The sequence below is a fragment of the Plebeiibacterium sediminum genome (assembly GCF_026013605.1).
Lineage (GTDB): Bacteria > Bacteroidota > Bacteroidia > Bacteroidales > Marinilabiliaceae > Saccharicrinis > Saccharicrinis sediminus.
Map to the genome: position 1 here is coordinate 248,048 of NZ_JAPDPJ010000001.1, position 19,849 is coordinate 267,896.

15 protein-coding genes are annotated in these 19,849 nt (G+C 33.5%); 14 read left to right on the forward strand and 1 reads right to left on the reverse strand.

The annotated features are described in order from the left end of the window. The first annotated feature begins 53 nt into the window (after positions 1 to 53). The 7 genes from OM075_RS01075 to OM075_RS01105 all read left to right on the forward strand — a co-directional run bounded on the left by OM075_RS01075 (position 54) and on the right by OM075_RS01105 (position 7,470). The gene (locus OM075_RS01075; RefSeq protein ID WP_301188604.1) at positions 54 to 1,070 is read left to right on the forward strand and encodes a Kelch repeat-containing protein; all 1,017 of its coding nucleotides are present in this window, start codon (positions 54 to 56) and stop codon (positions 1,068 to 1,070) included. Continuing rightward, the gene (locus OM075_RS01080) at positions 1,054 to 1,374 is read left to right on the forward strand and encodes a DUF4907 domain-containing protein (RefSeq protein ID WP_301188605.1); all 321 of its coding nucleotides are present in this window, start codon (positions 1,054 to 1,056) and stop codon (positions 1,372 to 1,374) included. The genes OM075_RS01075 and OM075_RS01080 overlap by 17 nt, the downstream gene beginning before the upstream one ends. A gap of 332 nt (positions 1,375 to 1,706) precedes the next feature. Beyond that, a complete protein-coding gene (gene hisG, locus OM075_RS01085) occupies positions 1,707 to 2,564 on the forward strand; it encodes an ATP phosphoribosyltransferase (RefSeq protein ID WP_301188606.1) in 858 nt (285 codons plus the stop codon). Positions 2,565 to 2,573: 9 nt separating this feature from the next. Then, entirely contained in the window at positions 2,574 to 3,857 is a 1,284-nt protein-coding gene (hisD, locus tag OM075_RS01090; RefSeq protein WP_301188607.1) for a histidinol dehydrogenase, read from the forward strand. Positions 3,858 to 3,966: 109 nt separating this feature from the next. Next, entirely contained in the window at positions 3,967 to 5,016 is a 1,050-nt protein-coding gene (hisC, locus tag OM075_RS01095) for a histidinol-phosphate transaminase (protein WP_301188608.1), read from the forward strand. Positions 5,017 to 5,027: 11 nt separating this feature from the next. After that, positions 5,028 to 6,152, forward strand: coding sequence for a bifunctional histidinol-phosphatase/imidazoleglycerol-phosphate dehydratase HisB (hisB, locus tag OM075_RS01100; protein WP_301188609.1), 1,125 nt, complete (start codon positions 5,028 to 5,030; stop codon positions 6,150 to 6,152). A 97-nt stretch (positions 6,153 to 6,249) separates the two neighbouring features. Beyond that, a complete protein-coding gene (locus tag OM075_RS01105) occupies positions 6,250 to 7,470 on the forward strand; it encodes an alanine dehydrogenase (RefSeq protein WP_301188610.1) in 1,221 nt (406 codons plus the stop codon). Here the strand turns inward: OM075_RS01105 and OM075_RS01110 are convergent, their stop codons facing one another. After that, the gene (locus tag OM075_RS01110; RefSeq protein ID WP_301188611.1) at positions 7,471 to 8,814 is read right to left on the reverse strand and encodes a GAF domain-containing sensor histidine kinase; all 1,344 of its coding nucleotides are present in this window, start codon (positions 8,812 to 8,814) and stop codon (positions 7,471 to 7,473) included. A 176-nt stretch (positions 8,815 to 8,990) separates the two neighbouring features. Between OM075_RS01110 and cysS the strand changes: the two genes are divergently transcribed. The 7 genes from cysS to ilvC all read left to right on the forward strand — a co-directional run bounded on the left by cysS (position 8,991) and on the right by ilvC (position 19,409). Beyond that, positions 8,991 to 10,463, forward strand: a complete 1,473-nt coding sequence (gene cysS / locus OM075_RS01115; RefSeq protein WP_301188612.1) for a cysteine--tRNA ligase — start codon at positions 8,991 to 8,993, stop codon at positions 10,461 to 10,463. Between the two features lie 5 nt (positions 10,464 to 10,468). Next, the gene (locus OM075_RS01120; RefSeq protein WP_301188613.1) at positions 10,469 to 11,458 is read left to right on the forward strand and encodes a M28 family peptidase; all 990 of its coding nucleotides are present in this window, start codon (positions 10,469 to 10,471) and stop codon (positions 11,456 to 11,458) included. Between the two features lie 3 nt (positions 11,459 to 11,461). Further along, complete coding sequence (rnhB, locus tag OM075_RS01125; protein ID WP_301188614.1) at positions 11,462 to 12,070, forward strand: ribonuclease HII; 609 nt, start codon at positions 11,462 to 11,464, stop codon at positions 12,068 to 12,070. Positions 12,071 to 12,194: 124 nt separating this feature from the next. Further along, a complete protein-coding gene (locus tag OM075_RS01130) occupies positions 12,195 to 14,354 on the forward strand; it encodes a S46 family peptidase (protein WP_301188615.1) in 2,160 nt (719 codons plus the stop codon). Positions 14,355 to 14,517: 163 nt separating this feature from the next. After that, a complete protein-coding gene (locus tag OM075_RS01135; protein WP_301188616.1) occupies positions 14,518 to 16,746 on the forward strand; it encodes a helix-turn-helix domain-containing protein in 2,229 nt (742 codons plus the stop codon). A gap of 48 nt (positions 16,747 to 16,794) precedes the next feature. Next, a complete protein-coding gene (locus OM075_RS01140) occupies positions 16,795 to 17,676 on the forward strand; it encodes a helix-turn-helix domain-containing protein (protein ID WP_301188617.1) in 882 nt (293 codons plus the stop codon). Between the two features lie 257 nt (positions 17,677 to 17,933). Continuing rightward, positions 17,934 to 19,409, forward strand: a complete 1,476-nt coding sequence (ilvC, locus tag OM075_RS01145; protein ID WP_301188618.1) for a ketol-acid reductoisomerase — start codon at positions 17,934 to 17,936, stop codon at positions 19,407 to 19,409. Positions 19,410 to 19,849 lie beyond the last annotated feature (440 nt).

Genomic DNA, 19,849 nt, shown 5'->3' on the forward strand with positions numbered 1-19,849 from the left:
ATTGTAGTATCGCAATGAGAAAATTTTAAAATAATAATTTGAAACAAAAAACAATGATCAAGCAGTCAATATTTTTTATCACAGCGCTATTTATAAGTAGCTTATGTTTTACAGGTTGTTCTGATGATGATGACGATTACCTAGGAAACTGGGTTGAAATGGGTGATTTTAGTGGTAAAGTTAGATCCCATGCAGTCACTTTTACTATTGGTGATAAAGTATATGTAGGTACAGGATATGACTATGATGACGATGAGAAATTCGCAGATTTTTGGGAATTAACAATTAATGGTACTTCATTCCAATGGAAACAAATTGAAGCACTACCAGGTCTTGCAAGAAACAGAGCAGTTGCTTTTTCATCAGGATCTACAGGTTATGTTGGTTTAGGAAGTGACGAAGACGATAATAAACTTAAAGATTTTTGGGCATACACTCCAGGTTCAGGTTGGACAGAAGTTACAGCTGAATTTCCAGGAAGTGCTCGTAGAGATGCAGTAGCATTTTATGTAAATGGTAAAGGTTATGTTGGTACTGGAGAAGATGATGATCTAGGAAACTTAAATGATTTTTATTCATACGATCCAAACAGTAATACATGGGCATCTATTAGCTCTATTCCATATAAAAGAAGATCTGCAACAACTTTCGTATTAGATGGTGAAGCTTATATTGTAAGTGGATTAGATAATGGTGTTTCAAGAGATGACTTTTATCGTTATGATTCAACTAATGACACTTGGGTTGAATTAAACAGAATATCAGACTTCACTGACTCTAGCTTTGATAACGACTACGATAACACTATTCAAAGATATGATGCAGTTTCATTTACAATGGGAGGAAAAGCATACTTAGCAACAGGTAGTGCAAACCTTGAGACTTGGGAATGGGATCCTATGACTGACAGATGGAAACAAAAAACAGATTTTGAAGGAGCAAGCCGATACGGTGCTGTTGCATTTACTTTAAATGATGTTGGTTATGTGATGACTGGTGGAAACGGAAGCTACTCATTTGATGACATGTGGTATTTTGAACCATATGAAGAATATGAAAACAAAGACTAACACATTAATATTCTTTCTTTTGTCAGTTTGCCTTTTTAGTTGCAAACCCAAACAGAAAGACACAAACATTGAATACCTTACTTTCGAGGTAAATAATGGTTGGGGTTACGACATCAAGATTAATGGTAAAACTTTTATTCATCAGGATGTAATTCCAGCCATAAACAAATCAATACCTTTTAACAGCAAAGAAGATGCTGAAAAGGTTGCCAAATTGATTGTTGAAAAAATAAAGAAGAAACAAATGCCTCCAGCTGTATCAAAAGAAGAGATGCAAAAATTAGGCATTAATACAGATTCTTAACGGAAATTCATATAATAAAAGCCGGATTGTTTCATTACAAATCCGGCTTTTTTGATTTACACCCCCTAATAAGAGGCGATAATACATTTCACTAATTAAATTTTACAACAAATTAACAATGATAATTTGCAGTTTTAATAAAAAGGTCTACTTTTGTAATTCAAAATATACAAGAATGAGAAATTTAGTACATCATCACGGACATCATTATTATCTACCATAGGTGGGCCGGGATTGTTGTATGTATATGATATATAAAGAGGGCTTGCCATTATGGAAGCCCTCTTTTTTTTTAGGCAAAACTTTAAAAACAATATTTAAGTAATTGAGAAATGGAAAAACTAAGAATTGCATTACAAAAGAAAGGAAGATTACACGATGATTCAATGCAGCTATTAAAAGAAGCTGGAATAAAATTTAATACGGGAAGCAGATCATTAGTTGCTCAATCACCAAGTTTCCCAATTGAAGTGTTGTTTTTAAGAGATGACGATATTCCACAAACAATTGCTGATAAGGTTGCTGACATCGGTATTGTTGGTGAAAATGAAGTTGAAGAAAAAGACTTTCAACTTAAAATAGCTAAAAGATTAGGTTTTAGTAAATGTAGAGTTTCTCTGGCAATACCAAAAGCCGATGAATATAATGGTCCGCAATATTTCGAAGGTAAAAAAATTGCTACTTCTTACCCTGTAATACTGAGAAAATATTTCGATAAAATGAATATCAATGCTGAGATTCACGAAATAGCTGGTTCTGTTGAAATTGCACCAGGAATCGGTTTGGCAGATGGTATTTTTGACATTGTGAGTTCAGGAAGTACATTAGTTGCGAACAGATTAAAAGAAGTAGAAGTTGTTATGAAATCAGAAGCTTTACTTGTTGAAGCTAATGGACTTTCTGACGAGAAAAAAGCTTTATTAGAAGAACTTTTATTCCGCATCAATGCAGTAATGGCAGCAAATTCTAATAAATACATTCTTTTAAATGCTCCAAATGACAAGGTAGATAAAATCGTTAGTATTCTGCCTGGTATGAAGAGTCCAACAGTTTTACCACTGGCTGAAAAAGGATGGAGTTCAATTCACTCTGTTATCTCAGACAAAAAATTCTGGGAAATCATTGGTAAACTAAAAGAAAACGGTGCAGAAGGTATATTGACCTTCCCTATTGAAAAAATGATTCTATAATAAATCATCATGCAGGTATTTGAATATCCACAAAAAGAAGAATGGGCAGACCTTTTAAAACGCCCGGAAAATGATTTGAGCGGTTTGTTTAACAAGGTACAAACCATACTTGATGAAATTAAGAAAGATGGAGATACAGCTGTGCGTAAGTATTCAGAAAAGTTTGATGGATATGCAGCAGAAGAAATCCTGGTTTCTAAATCTGAAATAGATGAAGCCAGTTTAAATGTATCTTCTCAACTTAAGGAGGCTATATATAAAGCAAAATTAAACGTAGAAAAATTTCATGAGGCACAAATTATTCCTGAAAGAGTAGTAGAAACTATGCCAGGGGTTGTGTGCCGTCAGAAATGTGTTCCTATTGAAAAGGTTGGATTATATATACCAGGTGGTACTGCCCCATTGTTTTCTACTGTTCTTATGCTTGCTGTTCCAGCTAAAATTGCTAAATGTAAAGAAATTGTCCTTTGTACTCCTCCGGGAAAAGATGGAAAAATAAATCCGGCAATTCTTTATACAGCTTCGCTTGTGGGCGTAACAAAAATCTATAAAATTGGTGGTGTACAGGCGATTGGTTCCATGGCTTATGGCACAGATACAGTTCCTAAAGTTGATAAGATCTTTGGTCCTGGAAATAGTTTTGTTACAGCCGCTAAACAGCTTGTAAGTCTGAAGGATGTAGCAATTGATATGCCTGCCGGTCCTTCTGAAGTTGAGGTTTTAGCTGATGATTCTGCCAATCCGGCATTTATCGCCTCTGACCTGCTTAGTCAGGCAGAACACGGAGTAGATAGTCAGGTAATATTAATTACAAATAGCAAAACACTTATTTCTGAAGTTCAAATTGAATTAAGAAACCAGTTGGACCTTCTTCCTCGCAAAGAAATTGCTTCAAAAGCCTTAGATAACAGTCGTATTATTTTGTTGAACGAAACGGCAGAAATGATTGAAATGACCAACAGTTACGCTCCTGAACATTTAATCATTGCAATGAAAGATGAAGATTCTATAGCAGATCAGATAACAAATGCAGGAAGTGTTTTTGTTGGAAATTACACTCCGGAAAGCGCAGGTGATTATGCCTCAGGAACGAACCATACACTACCAACACATGGTTATGCCAAAGCATATAGTGGTGTAAATCTGGACAGTTATTTAAAGAAAATAACTTTCCAAAAGATCTCTCCAAACGGTCTTAAGATAATTGGTCCTTCTATAGAGCAAATGGCTGGAGAAGAACAGTTGCATGCACATAAAAATGCAGTTACCATTCGTTTAAAATCTCTGGAATAGATTTAAATATTTTATAATCCTTCATTCTCTGAATTTCCATATTTCAGAGAATGTAAGATTATTTTATCATAGTGCATTTCAACTATCAATAATTGCTTTTTATACAAATATGAAATCAATAGATCAATTACTTAGACCAAATATTAAGGCTTTAAAACCTTATTCATCAGCAAGAGATGAATTTTCCGGAGAGGAAGCTATCTTTCTTGATGCAAATGAAAACCCATTTAATCCACCCTATAACAGATACCCCGACCCATACCAAAGAAAATTAAAAGAACAGATTGCCAGAATAAAAAACATTCCTTCTGATTATATATTTCTGGGTAATGGAAGTGATGAAGCAATAGATATAGCATACAGAGCATTTTGTGAGCCTGGTATTGATAATGTTGTTGCCATTGACCCTACTTACGGCATGTACCTGGTAGCTGCTGATATTAACAATATTGAAACACGAAAAGTAAAACTTACTGAAGATTTTGAGCTTAAGGTTGATGCAATATTAGACGCTACAGATGAAAACACCAAACTATTATTTATCTGCTCGCCTAATAATCCTACAGGAAACAGCTTCAAAGCAGAAGACATTATTACAATCATAGAAAATTTTGAAGGTATTGTTGTATTGGATGAAGCATATATAGATTTTGTTCCTGAAAAAAGCTTTATCCCTAAACTTAAAAAATATACAAACCTAATCATTCTTCAAACTTTTAGTAAAGCATGGGGAATGGCAGGGATAAGGCTGGGAATGGCATTTGCTTCACCAGAGATAATAAGAATCTTCAACAAAATTAAATATCCTTATAACGTCAATATTCTCACCCAAAAAACAGCTTTGGATTTGTTACAAAATGAGGATGACATGGCGCAATGGGTAAAGGAAATTATTGAAGCTAAATCTATTATGAAAGATAAACTTAAAGAGTATTCTTTTATACATAAAATTTACCCTTCTGATGCTAATTATCTATTGGTTAAAACAGATAATGCCAAAGGAATTTATAATTATTTGGTAGAGCAAGGTGTAGTCATCAGAGACAGATCTTCAGTTGCCTTATGTGAAGGGTGTTTAAGAATCACAATTGGTTCAACAGAGGAAAACAATGGCTTATATACTGGACTTGATAAATATTCGAAGACTATTAATTGTTAATAATTTAATTCATGAAAAGAGTACTTTTTATTGATCGTGATGGAACCATTATAAATGAACCTCCTGTTGATTTTCAGGTTGATAGTCTGGAAAAACTTGAATTCTATCCGGGAGCAATTTCAAATCTAAATAAAATTGCGTCAAAGCTTGACTTTGAATTAGCTATGGTAACCAATCAGGATGGTTTAGGAACAGATTCTTTCCCTGAAGAAACATTTTGGCCTGCACAAAACAAAATGCTCAAAACACTTGAAGGAGAAGGAATTGTTTTTGATGAGATATTTATAGATCCATCATTTCCATGCGATAATTCTCCGGCAAGAAAACCAGGCACTGCCATGCTAAAAAAGTACTTTAGTGAGGAATATGACCTTAAAAATTCATTTGTTATCGGGGATCGTACTACTGATGTTCAGCTAGCTAAAAACCTGGGTTGTAGTGCTATATTTCTTGCAGACAAAGCTGCCGAAGATGAAATTATTAAAAATGAGTTAACAGATACTTGCAAACTTATAACAACCAATTGGGATGAGATATGCAGATATTTGTTTTCTAAAGAACGAACTTCAAGTGTAGTGCGCAAAACATCAGAAACTGACATTTCCATTCAATTAAATCTTGATGGTACAGGAAAATGTGACATTAGCACCGGGTTAAACTTCTTTGATCATATGCTTGAACAGATCGGTAAACATTCAGGATGTGATTTAACAATTAAAGTTAATGGTGATCTACACGTAGACGAACACCATACTATTGAAGATACAGCTTTGGCCTTAGGTCAGGCTTTTAAAGGAGCTTTAGGCGATAAAAGAGGTATTGAAAGATATGGATATTGTCTTCCAATGGATGAATGTATGGCTTTAGTTGCCTTAGATTTTGGAGGCAGACCCTGGTTGGTTTGGGAAACAGAATTTAAAAGAGAGATGGTTGGGGATATGCCTACAGAAATGTTTATGCATTTCTTCAAAAGTTTTTCAGACGCTTCTTTAAGTAACTTGCGCATACAGGCAGATGGAGCCAACGAACATCACAAAATTGAAGGCATTTTTAAAGCACTAGCAAGAGCCATTAAAATGGCCATTAAAAAAGATGTATTTAATGACACTTTACCAAGTACAAAAGGTGCATTGTAACTATCTAAATTGATGTTGGATTACAATTTTATAAGGTGATTGTATTAAAATATTTATTAACTTTCACCTTATTTGTTGTTTGATTTAAATGGTGTAAATGGCTGGCATTAAAAATAAAACTGGTTTTCCTTTAATTAACACAGGGTTACTACCTCGCGAAGAGATGTTAGAAGTAAAAAGAACCCAAAAAAAATTAGTGATTGGAATTCCAAAAGAAAAATCAAAATTTGAAAACCGAATAGCTTTAACTCCTCAAGGTGTTGAATTATTGGTTGAAAAAGGACACATTGTTTTATTTGAAACCGGAGCCGGTGAACCTGCCAATTATTTTGATAATGATTTTTCTGAGTGCGGGGCTACAATAGTACAATCAAGTACCGAGGTTTTTAAGGCCGAAATCATACTTAAAATATCACCTTTTACGGATGATGAAATTAGTTTACTCAGTTCACAACAAACTATTATCTCTTTAATTCAACTCAAACAACAATCTCGCGAGTTAATTCAAAAATTAATGAATAAGCGTGTTAATGCATTAGCTTTTGAATTAATAAAAGATAACAATGACTGCTACCCAATTTTACGTAGTATGAGTGAAATTGAAGGTGCTGCAGCCATAATGATTGCAAGTGAATATTTGAGTAAAGCGCATAATGGAAAAGGAGTTCTTCTTGGTGGCATTACCGGAATTTCACCTGCTGAAGTAGTTATTTTAGGCGCAGGAACTGCCGGAGAAAGTGCTGCACGTGCAGCTATAGGTTTAGGTGCTACAGTTAAGGTATTTGATAACTCCTTTAAAAATTTAAAAGACTTGCAAGATAGTATTGGTCAGCGAGTATTCACATCCGTACTTCATCCTAAAGCACTTACAAAAGCACTAAAATCAGCAGATGCTGTTATTGGAAACCTAAGATACCTTCAATCAGGATTAAGTTATTTTGTAACTGAAGATCAGGTAAAACAGATGAAACCTGGTTCTATAATTATTGATCTGGGTATTGGACAAGGCGGATGTTTTGAATCTTCAATTTGCACTGACTTTGCACATCCTGTATTCAGAAAACATAATGTCATTCACTACTGTGTACCAAACGTGGCTTCACATGTTTCACGTACTGCAACTATAGCTCTAAGTAATATTTTTGCAGAAATGTTATTGCAAATAGCTGATTCCGGAAGTATTGATACACTAATTAAGGAAGATGCAGGTTTTAGTAATGGCGTTTACATTTACAAAGGTATATTAACAAACCACTACATTGGTGAAACCTTTTCTCTTCCTTCAAAAGATATAGGCCTGCTTATGGCAGCATTTTAATTATTCAGCAAATTTTGGTATTTGAAATTTAAACATGGCACCTTCGGTTTGATTTGGTTCAGCCCAAACTTTGCCTTTCATAATTTCAACATATTTTTTAACGATACTCAATCCAATACCATTGCCTTCAAACTCTCTGGTATTGTTAGTATCTGCCTGTCTGAATAAATCAAATATAACTTCCTCATCACCAGCAGGAATACCAATACCTGTATCTTTTATGAAAAATTCGTAGAAATCGTCATAAATCAGATAGCCGATTACAATCTCACCCTTACGGGTAAATTTAATTGCATTATCTAATAGATGTTCAAAAACCTTAGTAAGAGCTTCTTTATGAGTATATAATTTATCACTACCATCATTGGCATCTAAAAACAATTTTAATGAAATAGGCTTTTTGCATGCACTAATTTCGGTAGAAAAGTTATCATACACAGCATTAAATACTTCATTGATAGCCACAACTTGTTTTGGCTCAACATAAGCTTTTGCCTGCAATTTGGAAATATCAATAATCGCATCCATTACTCTCATTAATTGATTTCCATTTTGATGCACAATATCTAAATACTCAGCTTTTTCTTCACTACTTAAATTATTAGATCTTAACAATTCAGTAAAACCAATAATTGCATTCATAGGAGTACGAATCTCATGACTTAAGTTTGCCAAAAACGATGACTTAAGCATATTACTTTCTTCTGCTTTAAGCTTGGCATCTTTAAGCTCGCTATTCATTTTATCAAGCTCCTTATTTTTTCGAATTAACTCTTCTTTAAAGACCAATAATTCAAGGTTTCTTCGTTTAAGTTCACGTTCACTTTCCATGTGTTCCAATTCAGAACCAATACGAGACGAAAACATATACATCAAAGACTCTTGTCTTTTTTTATTGATAATAGGATCAACAAATAATGCGGTTAAAACACCAATAGATTGCATATTTGAACCGTAAAGAGGCACAGCCAAATAAGAACTTATATCTTTCCCCTGAAAATGCTTGTTTAATTTATCGCCACTCTTAATGTTTTGTAAAAAAGTTGAACATTTTTGCTCAATAACTTTTTGGCAAAGACTTCCTTCCATAGGAAAGCTAATAGGAGAGAGAATCTCTTGATTATTACAAAAAGCCACACTTTCCAACAAGTTTTCTACCTCATTGATTCTTGCAATAAAAACATAATCTGCAGCTAAGTGTTTGTTTAATTTCAGAATGGTAGAATTAAAAAACTCCTCTCCAACGCACTGTTTATCAGGACTAAACAAATCCTCAATACAAGAATGCAAATCATCATCAAACTCTATCTTACTCTTTTTCAATATTTTATTCTGGCTTCTCAAAACAATTCTTTTTATTTCTTTTAATAAAACGAAATTTATCCTCTCTGATACTATTACCTACTACGAAGAAAAAAAAAGGTTCCCTAATTATACTATTTTTTTGACAAGCATCCATAATTAATAGTTAAATGAATAGATTTTTGTAATTTTGACATCCTCATAAAAAGTAATGTGAAATGACTAAAGAAATTTATATATATAATACCTTATCCAGATCAAAAGAAAAGTTTGAAAGTTTAACTCCTGGCAAAGTAGGTTTATACGTATGTGGACCTACTGTATACGGCGATCCACACTTAGGACATGCAAGGCCTGCTATTACTTTTGATTTGCTTTCGCGTTTGCTTAGACACTTGGATTACAAGGTAAGATATGTAAGAAACATTACAGATGTTGGTCATCTTGAAAACGATGCTGACGAGGGTGAAGACAAAATTGCAAAAAAAGCAAAGCTGGATGAATTGGAACCTATGGAAGTGGTACAATACTATACTGACAGGTACCATGATTACATGCAAATGCTGAATGTAAAAAGTCCAAGTATTGAACCCAGAGCTTCTGGTCATATTATAGAGCAACAGGAAGTAATTAAAAATATATTAGAAAAAGGCTATGCATACGAAAGCAATGGCTCTATATATTTTGATGTAAAAAAGTATGATCAGGATTTTCCTTACGGTATTTTATCCGGTAGAAAGATTGAAGACCTGATATCGAATACAAGAAACCTGGACGGCCAAAGTGAAAAACGTGATGCTTTAGATTTTGCTTTATGGAAAAAAGCAGCTCCGGAACATATTATGCGATGGCCGTCTCCCTGGAGTGATGGTTTCCCTGGCTGGCATTTAGAATGTTCTGCAATGAGCAAAAAATATCTTGGTGAGCAGTTTGATATACATGGTGGTGGTATGGATCTTTTATTCCCACATCACGAATGTGAAATTGCACAAAGTACCGTAGCTAATGGTCATACTCCGGCTAAATACTGGATGCACAATAATATGATTACAATTGGTGGCCAAAAGATGGGCAAATCATTAGGTAATTTTATTACGCTTGAGCAATTTTTTACAGGTAACCATGAAAAACTAGAGAAAGCATATAGCCCTATGACTATTCGCTTTTTCATATTGCAAGCTCATTACAGAAGCACTTTAGATTTTGGAAACGAAGCACTTCAAGCTGCAGAAAAAGGTTTAGAAAGATTAAACGAAGCGATATTAAATCTTGATAAAATTTCTGCATCAACTGAAACAACATTTTCTATTGAAGAGTTTGAAAATAAATGTTATTCAGCAATATGCGACGACTTAAACAGTCCTATTTTAATTGCTAACTTATTTGAAGGTGTTAAGCATATCAATAATTTGCTTGCCAGCAATTTAAAAATATCAGCACAAGATCTGGATCATTTTAAAAACTTAATGAAACTATTTGTAAATGACATTCTTGGTTTAACTCAGGAAGGAAAGGCAGATAGCGGAGCAGACAGTAAGCTTGATGATGTAATGAATTTATTACTTCAGTTAAGATCTGATGCCAAAGCAAATAAGGATTGGGGTACCGCTGATAAAATTAGAAATGAACTTCAGAACCTCGGTTTTGTTGTTAAAGACGGTGCTGAAGGTGCCTCTTGGGAATTAAAATAAACATTATGTTGAAATATATTACGCTTATTACGCTTACTATCATTTTTGGATGCAATTCAAACAATGCCAAAACAAATATAGCTGGCGAAAAAGTTAAGAAACAAAAGGCAATTAAAGTACCATCATTTAACGCTGATTCAGCTTACCAGTATGTTGATGCTCAGGTAGCTTTTGGTCCTCGTGTTCCAAACACTGAAGCTCATACAAAGTGTGCAGAATATTTATCTTCAAAACTTGAGGAGTTTGGAGCTGACGTTATTGTTCAGGAAGCTCAGTTAATAGCTTTTGACAATAAAGTATTAAATGCTAAAAACATCATTGGTCAATATAATCCAAAAATAAAAAACAGAGTAATGTTGTTTGCTCATTGGGATTCAAGACCTTTTGCTGACCATTGTGAAGATCCTGCAAAAAGAAATGATCCTATTTTAGGAGCAAACGATGGAGCAAGTGGCGTTGGAGTACTTTTGGAAGTTGCCCGATGTTTAAAGAACGATACATTACCCATTGGTATAGATATTATCTTTTTTGATGCTGAAGATTATGGTATTCCTGATCATCTTGATGTACAATGGAAGCCAGATACATGGTGTTTAGGTTCTCAGTATTGGAGTAAAAATCCTCACACTCCGGATTACTATGCTCAATATGGTATTTTATTGGATATGGTTGGTGCACCACAAGCAACGTTCTATCAGGAGCAACAATCATTACAATTTGCACCTCGCATTGTCAAAAAAGTTTGGAATACAGCTAATGATATAGGTTTTGGAAACTACTTTATCTACGATAAAGGCGGTGCTATTACAGATGATCATGTTTATGTAAACAATATCAGAGGTATTCCTTGTATTGATATTATTCAATATGATCCATCAACAAACTCAAGTTTTGGTAGTTATTGGCATACGCATAAAGATAATATGGATGTTATTGACAGAAATACAATGAAAGCAGTGGGACAAACATTATTACATGTAATTTACAACGAATAAAAAATGAAGTTTAAATTACAGGAATACCTACATAAAGATAAAATTGAAGCAGGGTGCGACGAAGCCGGAAGAGGTTGTTTGGCAGGACCTGTTGTTGCTGCAGCAGTAATACTTCCACGAGGTTTTCAGCATCCTTTATTAAATGACTCCAAACAACTTACTGAAAAACAACGTCAGAAATTGCGCCCTATAATTGAACAGGAAGCTATTGCCTGGGCTGTTTCAATTGTTGACAATAATGAAGTTGATGAAATAAATGTATTAAACGCTTCCATAACAGGTATGCAAAGAGCAGTTGAAAACCTTAATGAAAAGCCGGAACATTTATTAATTGACGGAAATAAATTTAAACCATACAAAGATATTCTTCACACTTGCATCGTAAAAGGTGATGCTAAATTTATGAATATAGCTGCTGCTAGTATACTTGCAAAAACTCACAGAGATGAGTTAATGGAAAATTACGCTACTGAATTTCCAGGATATGATTGGGAGAAAAATAAAGGCTATCCTACAAAAGCCCACAGAGCAGCTATTGAAAAACTAGGAATTACTCCACTTCACCGACAATCATTTAAATTGTTAGACACCCAGTTAAAATTGGAACTTTAAGATCTGTTTTTCGTATTAAAAAACTAATTATCATTGTTTTTATATTAGAAACTTTGTTATTTTACTCGCTTTCCATATAATGGGGAATTTTGTCTTGTCGGGATTTTTTAAAAAGATTTATTAAATGAGAAAATTAGTTGTACTATTCATTGCAATAGTAATGAGTCTTGGTAATACAGCCAGGGCTGATGAGGGGATGTGGCTTCTACCATTGATATCGAAGCTAAATATTAATCAGATGAAGGAGATGGGTTTGAAGCTTTCTGCTGAGGACATCTATAGTATTAATAACTCCAGCTTAAAAGATGCTGTTGTTATTTTTGGAGGAGGTTGTACAGGTGAATTAATATCTGACCAAGGTTTAATATTAACCAACCACCACTGTGGATATGAAAGTATTCAAAAGTTAAGTTCTGTTGATCACAATTACCTTAAAGATGGTTTCTGGGCAAAATCAAAAGAAGAAGAATTACCAGCAGAGGGTTTATCTGTAACATTTCTTAAAAGAATGGATGATGTTACTGATCAGGTTTTAAATGGTGTTTCTGATGATTTATCTTCAGAAGACAGAGAGAAATTAATTGCTGAAAATACTGCAGAAATCATCAAAACTGCCTCTGAAAACAACAACTACACAGTAAGAGTTCAGGATTATTTTGAAGGGAACCAATACTTTTTAATTATATATGAAAAATATACAGATGTAAGATTTGTTGGAGCACCTCCTTCATCAATCGGTAAATTTGGTTTTGATACTGATAACTGGATGTGGCCTCGTCACACTGGTGATTTTAGCATGTTTAGAGTATATGCTGATAAAGATGGGAAACCAGCAAGTTACTCAACTGAAAATGTTCCTTTAAAACCAAAACATCACCTACCTGTATCTTTAAAAGGTGTGGAAAAAGAAGACTTTGCCATGACTATTGGTTTTCCAGGAAGCACAAGTCGTTATCTTACTTCATGGGGAATTAAAGAACGTATGGATATTGATAATGATTCACGAATTATCCCTCGTGGCATTAAACAAGACATCTGGCATGAAGGTATGATGGCTAGTGAAAAAGTTAACATTCAGTATGCATCTAAATTTAGCCGTAGTTCAAATTACTGGAAAAACAGTATTGGAATGAACCGTGGTCTTGAGAAATTACATGTAATTAGTAAAAAGCAAGCTATTGAAGATGAATTTTCTAAATGGGTAAATGCTTCTGAAAATAGAAAAAAAGAATACGGTGATGTTTTAGCAAATCTAGAAACTACATATTCTAAGAGAGCCGGAGAAAAGAAAGCATATAGCTATCTTGTTGAATGTATGTTGAGAGGAACTGAAATTATTAATTTTGGAACTGGTGCATTCAGACTTCAAAGAGAATTAGCTTCAGAAACAGAAGACCAGGATAAGATCAATGCTGCTATTGAAAGTATTAAAGCAAGCATGGGTGCTTTCTACAAAGATTATAGCGTAACAACAGATCACAAAGTTTATGCAACAATGCTTAAACTATATTTCGACAAAATTGAAAAAAAATACCATCCATCATTCTTAGAAGATGTTGTTGTTAAGAAATTCAAAGGTGATTTTAACAAATATGCAGATTACGTATTTAAAAAATCCATCTTTGTAGATCAAGAAAAATTGGAAGCATTTCTTGCTAATCCAAAACTAAAAACGCTTGAGAATGATCCTGTAATGATTGCTGCAGAATCTGTTATTGATACATACAGAGTTTTATACTTAAGCTTAAGAACTTACAATAAATCAGAGTCTGAAAACAATCGTTTATTCTTAAAAGGATTAATGGAGATGAATCCTGATAAAGTATTTTATCCGGATGCAAACTTCACAATGCGATTAAGCTACGGTAAAGTTGGTGATTATGCTCCTAAAGATGCCGTAATTTATAAGCACTACACTACTTTAGCTGGTGTAATGGAAAAAGAACAACCAGGTAATTATGAATTTGAGGTTCCTGCAAAACTTAAAGAACTATATAACGAAAAAGACTATGGTCAATATGCTGATAAAGATGGTTCATTAAGAGTTTGTTTTACTACCAACAACGATATTACTGGAGGTAACTCTGGTAGTCCGGTTATTAACGCAAACGGGGAGTTATTTGGATTAGCATTTGACGGCAACTGGGAAGCCATGAGCGGTGATATTGCTTTTGAAACTGAACTTCAAAAATGTATCAACGTTGACATTAGATATGTTCTGTTTATTATTGATAAATATGCAGGTGCAAAAAATCTAATTGAAGAAATGACTATTGTAAAATAATTATTTTCAAATAAATAAAACTAAGGTTGGATATTGATTATATCCAACCTTTTTTTGTTATAACAACAATAATAAAAAGATCAAAGTTTAAGAAAATGGATAATTAAGTATTATATTTACTTCTATCTTTAATTTCTGATTCAACTCTAAAAAGCATTGCCTTATGTTTCAATTAACCGACCAGGCTCAACTCACAACCAGATTTATAAATAATACCAATCAAAATATATTTTTAACAGGTAAAGCAGGAACAGGTAAAACAACCTTACTAAGAAACATTCAAAAAAATACGCACAAAAGTGTTGTTGTTGCTGCACCTACAGGAATTGCAGCAATTAATGCAGAGGGAGTAACGCTTCATTCACTATTCCAGCTTCCGTTTGGCGCGTTTGTTCCTGACAATAATGCACTGAATAACGCTTCTGTAAATACACTAATTAATACGCCTCGAAGTTTATTAAGCAATATTAAACTGCACAAAAACAAGCGTAATATGCTTAAAAAAATGGAGCTTTTAATTATTGATGAAGTCAGTATGCTCAGGGCTGATATCTTGGACTCCATTGATCTTATTCTACGATCAGTAAGAAGAAAAAGAGAGGTTCCTTTTGGTGGTGTTCAGGTAATGTTTATTGGTGATATGTTGCAACTTCCTCCTGTTGTTAAGGATCAGGAATGGAATTTTCTATCGCCATATTATCCTAACGCATTTTTCTTTAATGCTCAGGTATTAAGAAACAACCCTCCCATTTACATTGAACTAGAAAAAATATATCGCCAGTCTGATCAACGTTTTGTTGAGCTTTTAAATAATCTGCGGGATAATAAAATTAACAATGATGACATTAATCTATTAAATAAATATTACAAACCTGATTATATTCAGAAACCTGATGATGGTGTTATTCTGTTGACAACTCACAATAGATTAGCCAACGAGAAAAATCAAAAAGCTCTAAATGAAATCACATCCAAATCCGTATTTTTTAATGCTGAGATTACTGGAGATTTTAATGAGTTTAGTTATCCTACTGATGATAAATTAGAACTAAAACTCGGAGCTCAGGTAATGTTTACAAAAAATGATTATTCCGGAGAACAACGGTATTTTAACGGCAAAATTGGTATTATATCAAAATTAAATAAAGAGGAAATAGAAGTTAGCTTTCCTGACAAATCAGAGCCTGCCCTGGTCGAACCATATATCTGGGAGAACAAAAAATTTTCGGTTAATAAAGATACTAACGAAATTGAAGAAGAAACAGTTGGAACTTTTAAGCAATATCCATTAAAACTAGCATGGGCTATTACTGTTCATAAAAGCCAGGGCCTCACATTTAGCAAAGCAATTATTGATGTTCAAAATGCTTTTGCTCCGGGGCAGATTTATGTAGCTCTTTCAAGACTGAGCACTTTAGATGGATTAATTTTAACCTCCCCAATTCCACAAAACGGAATACAAATAGATAGCTCATTGGATGATTTTTCAAAACAGAAAAAATCAACAACGGATTTAATGCCCTTATTGGATACCTCAGCTAAAAGATATTTCAATGAGTTTGTATTAAGAGCTTTTGATTTTTCTGACCTAACACAAGAACTAAGTATTCACCTGTCAGGTTACACCAAAAGCGAAAAACGATCAGCAAAACAACTATATAAGGAATGGGCCCAAAACTTATTAAAAGAAACAACCCCTCTAAAATCGGTTGGAGACTCATTTAGAGTTCAAGTATATAAGATTATTAATTCAGGAGATGAAAATTACTTACAAGTTTTACTTGAACGAGTGAATAAAGCCTGTGAATATTTTGAGCCTCTGATTAAAAATCTGCATGACCAGATTCGTTCAACTTGCAATGAACTTAGAGGTTCAAAAGGAACAAAAGCATATTATAATGAATTGGTAGATTTGTCAAATCTATACTATGGACAATTACAATTAATATATAAAGCACAAACACTACTAAAGTCATCTATTGATGGTACAGATTTCAGTAAAGAGCAAATTAAAAATCCAGAATTTGCGGAAACAAGAACAGAAGAACCTAAAAACCGAAAGAAGGCCTCATTAAAACAACCCAAAGAAAAAAGGCCGGATACTAAACTTGTTACTTTCGAACTGTATAACGCTGGGAAATCCATAGACGAAATTGCCAAGGAACGGTCATTAACTTCAGGAACTATTGAAGGCCATTTAGCTCATTACATTCAATTAGGGCAGTTAGACATTGCTGACTTTATTGACAAGGAAAAAGTGAATATGATTGAGAAAGAAATTCATAAACAAGATACTTTTGCACTCAATCCATTAAAAGAAAAGTTAGGCAACAAAGCAACATATGGCGAAATTAGATTGGTTGTGGCACATATGTCAAAAGATACTAATTAATAAATTGGTTGTTTTTATATCTTTAAGCATTATTTAGCAAGGGATTTAGTGACAACACCAAAACAAAATATTCCAACATACGGACTTCAGTCGTTCAGCCATCCGCAATATGCAGGAAGGCAATTTCAGGTTGAAGTATTTGATGCTAACCGACATTTTCAGGTTAGCTATCCCCATCGTCATGATTTTTTCGAGGTTTTGTTTTTACAAAAAGGATCTGGCTTTCATGTAATTGATAGTTCTAAATATAAAATTGAACCTCCCTGTATCTTTTTCATGTCTCCCGGGCAGGCTCACAAATTAGAATTTTCAAGTGATATAGATGGTTATCTTTATATTTTTGCGGCTGAATATTATTTGTACGATAAAAACAATCAAAACCGACTTCTCGAATTTCCTTTTTTCTTTACCATTAATCAGGATAACCCACCCCTTCAGTTAACAAATGAGAACGATGCTCATTTTTTTAAACAACTCTTTATTAAAGCTATTAACGAAGTTGAAAAAGACATTATTAATACAGATTTAACGCGTTCATTATTAGATACCATATTAAATTACGCATCTTCTTTGTATAAAAATGAGGAACAAAAAATTGAAAAAGGGAAAGGCCATTTACTCGTAAAGCGCTTTTTTCAATTGGTAGAAGAAAATTATCAAAACAACATTAGTGTAAATCAATATGCCGAAATGTTGGCCATTACTCCCAACCATCTTACACAAACAATTAAACAATTAACTGGCAGAACCTCAAACGAAATTTTGCAGAGTAAACAAATTCTTGAAATCAAAAGATTACTAATACACACCAATCTATCAGTAACTCAAATTGCTGATGAACTTAACTTCAACGATCAGTCCTACTTCACTAAGTTCTTTAAAAAAGTCACAGGAACAACTCCAGGTAAATTCAGAGCAAAACACGCCTAACCTTTTACAATACTGAATAATAACTCATATTCAAACTTACACTTCAAAAATCAATTCAAATTACAATCCATGAAAAGTACCTAATTATTGTGCTTTTGTAAATAATTAATTCAAAAAATTAGATGTTGATTTGTACCGTCATGATGTGTACCTTGCATATTGCAAAAATTCATGACACTAAACATTACAGACTTTTAATAGTTTGTATGTGTAAGTGAATTAACAAAAAAATTATCAAATATTTTAAAATCATTACAATGGCTAATTATTTTAACACTTTACCGTTACGTGAGCAACTTAACCAATTAGGCGTTTGCGAATTCATGGATAACTCAGAATTTGCTGATGGAGTTGAAAAATTAAAAGGTAAAAAAATTGTAATCGTTGGTTGTGGGGCACAAGGTCTTAACCAAGGATTAAACATGAGAGACTCAGGTTTAGATGTATCTTATACACTACGTCCTGCTGCTATTGCAGAAAAACGTCAATCATGGAAAAATGCTACAGAAAATAATTTTGCTGTTGGTACATATGAGGAAATGATTCCTACTGCTGATATGGTAGTAAACCTTACTCCGGATAAACAACACTCAAATGTTGTAACTGAAGTAATGCCATTAATGAAAGAAGGAGCTACTCTTTCATATTCACATGGTTTTAACATTGTTGAAGAAGGAATGCAAATTCGTAAAGACCTTACTGTTGTAATGGTTGCTCCTAAATCTCCGGGTTCTGAGGTTCGCGAAGAGTACAAAAGAGGATTTGGTGTTCCAACTCTTATCGCTGTTCACCCTGAAAATGATCCAAACGGAGACGGATTAGAAATCGCTAAAGCTTATGCTGCTGCAACTGGTGGTCACAGAGCTGGTGTTTTACGTTCTTCTTTTGTTGCTGAAGTTAAGTCTGACTTAATGGGAGAGCAAACTATACTTTGTGGTTTATTACAAACAGGTTCTATCCTTTGCTTCGACAAAATGGTTGAAAAAGGAATTGACAAAGGATACGCTTCAAAATTAATTCAATACGGATGGGAAGTTATCACTGAAGCTTTAAAAATTGGTGGTATCACTAACATGATGGATCGTCTGTCAAACCCTGCTAAAATTGAAGCATTTAAAATTGCTGAAGAATTAAAAGTAATTATGCGTCCATTATTCCAAAAACATATGGATGATATCATGAGTGGAGAATTCTCGTCAACAATGATGGAAGACTGGGCTAATGATGATAAAAACTTATTAGGATGGAGAGCTGCAACTGCAGAAACTGCATTTGAAAAAACTCCTGCTGGTGATATTGAAATTCCAGAGCAAGAATATTTTGACAATGCATTATTAATGGTTGCTTTTGTTAAGTCTGGTGTTGAATTAGCTTTTGAAACTATGACTGAAGCTGGAATCAAAGCTGAAAGCGCATATTATGAGTCACTACACGAAACTCCATTAATTGCAAACACTATTGCTCGTAAAAAATTATACGAAATGAACCGTGTAATTTCAGATACTGCTGAATACGGATGTTACTTATTCGATCACGCTTGTAAACCATTATTAGCTGACTTTATGACTAAAGTTGAAACTAATATTATTGGCAAAAACTTCAACGAAGGAATTGATGCAAGTGTTAACAACAAAGAACTAGTTGACATCAATGAAGAAATTCGTTTCCACGACATTGAATTAGTAGGAGCTGAATTACGTGATGCTATGACAGCAATGAAAGCAATTATCTAATTGCCTTTCAATATATAGAAAGACCTTAAAGCCTGCTTTATTTTATAAAGTGGGCTTTATTATTAAAAACACAATATTTCAAACATTTTGTTTTAATATACAAATGATGTTTGTCAGCAATTCATTTATGCTCTATTCCTTACATGTTGATCATGCATAATAATTCACAAATACTGCATTAATTGGTAATAATATACAACTATTAATACAATTTTACTGACATTCTGATAGTTGAAGCGAAAAAATATACATGATTTTTTTCATAATTTTTTTTGCGAATTAAAAAAAAGCTATACATTTGTAAGCGTTGTTAATCGACTACGCAAAAACGAAATGACAAATAATTTTTCACTCATTCTCATTAACATTATTCTCTTGGTCATTACCAGGCAGAAGTGAGAATGGTATGTGAAATTTGAAAATATTATATTTTTTTCAAA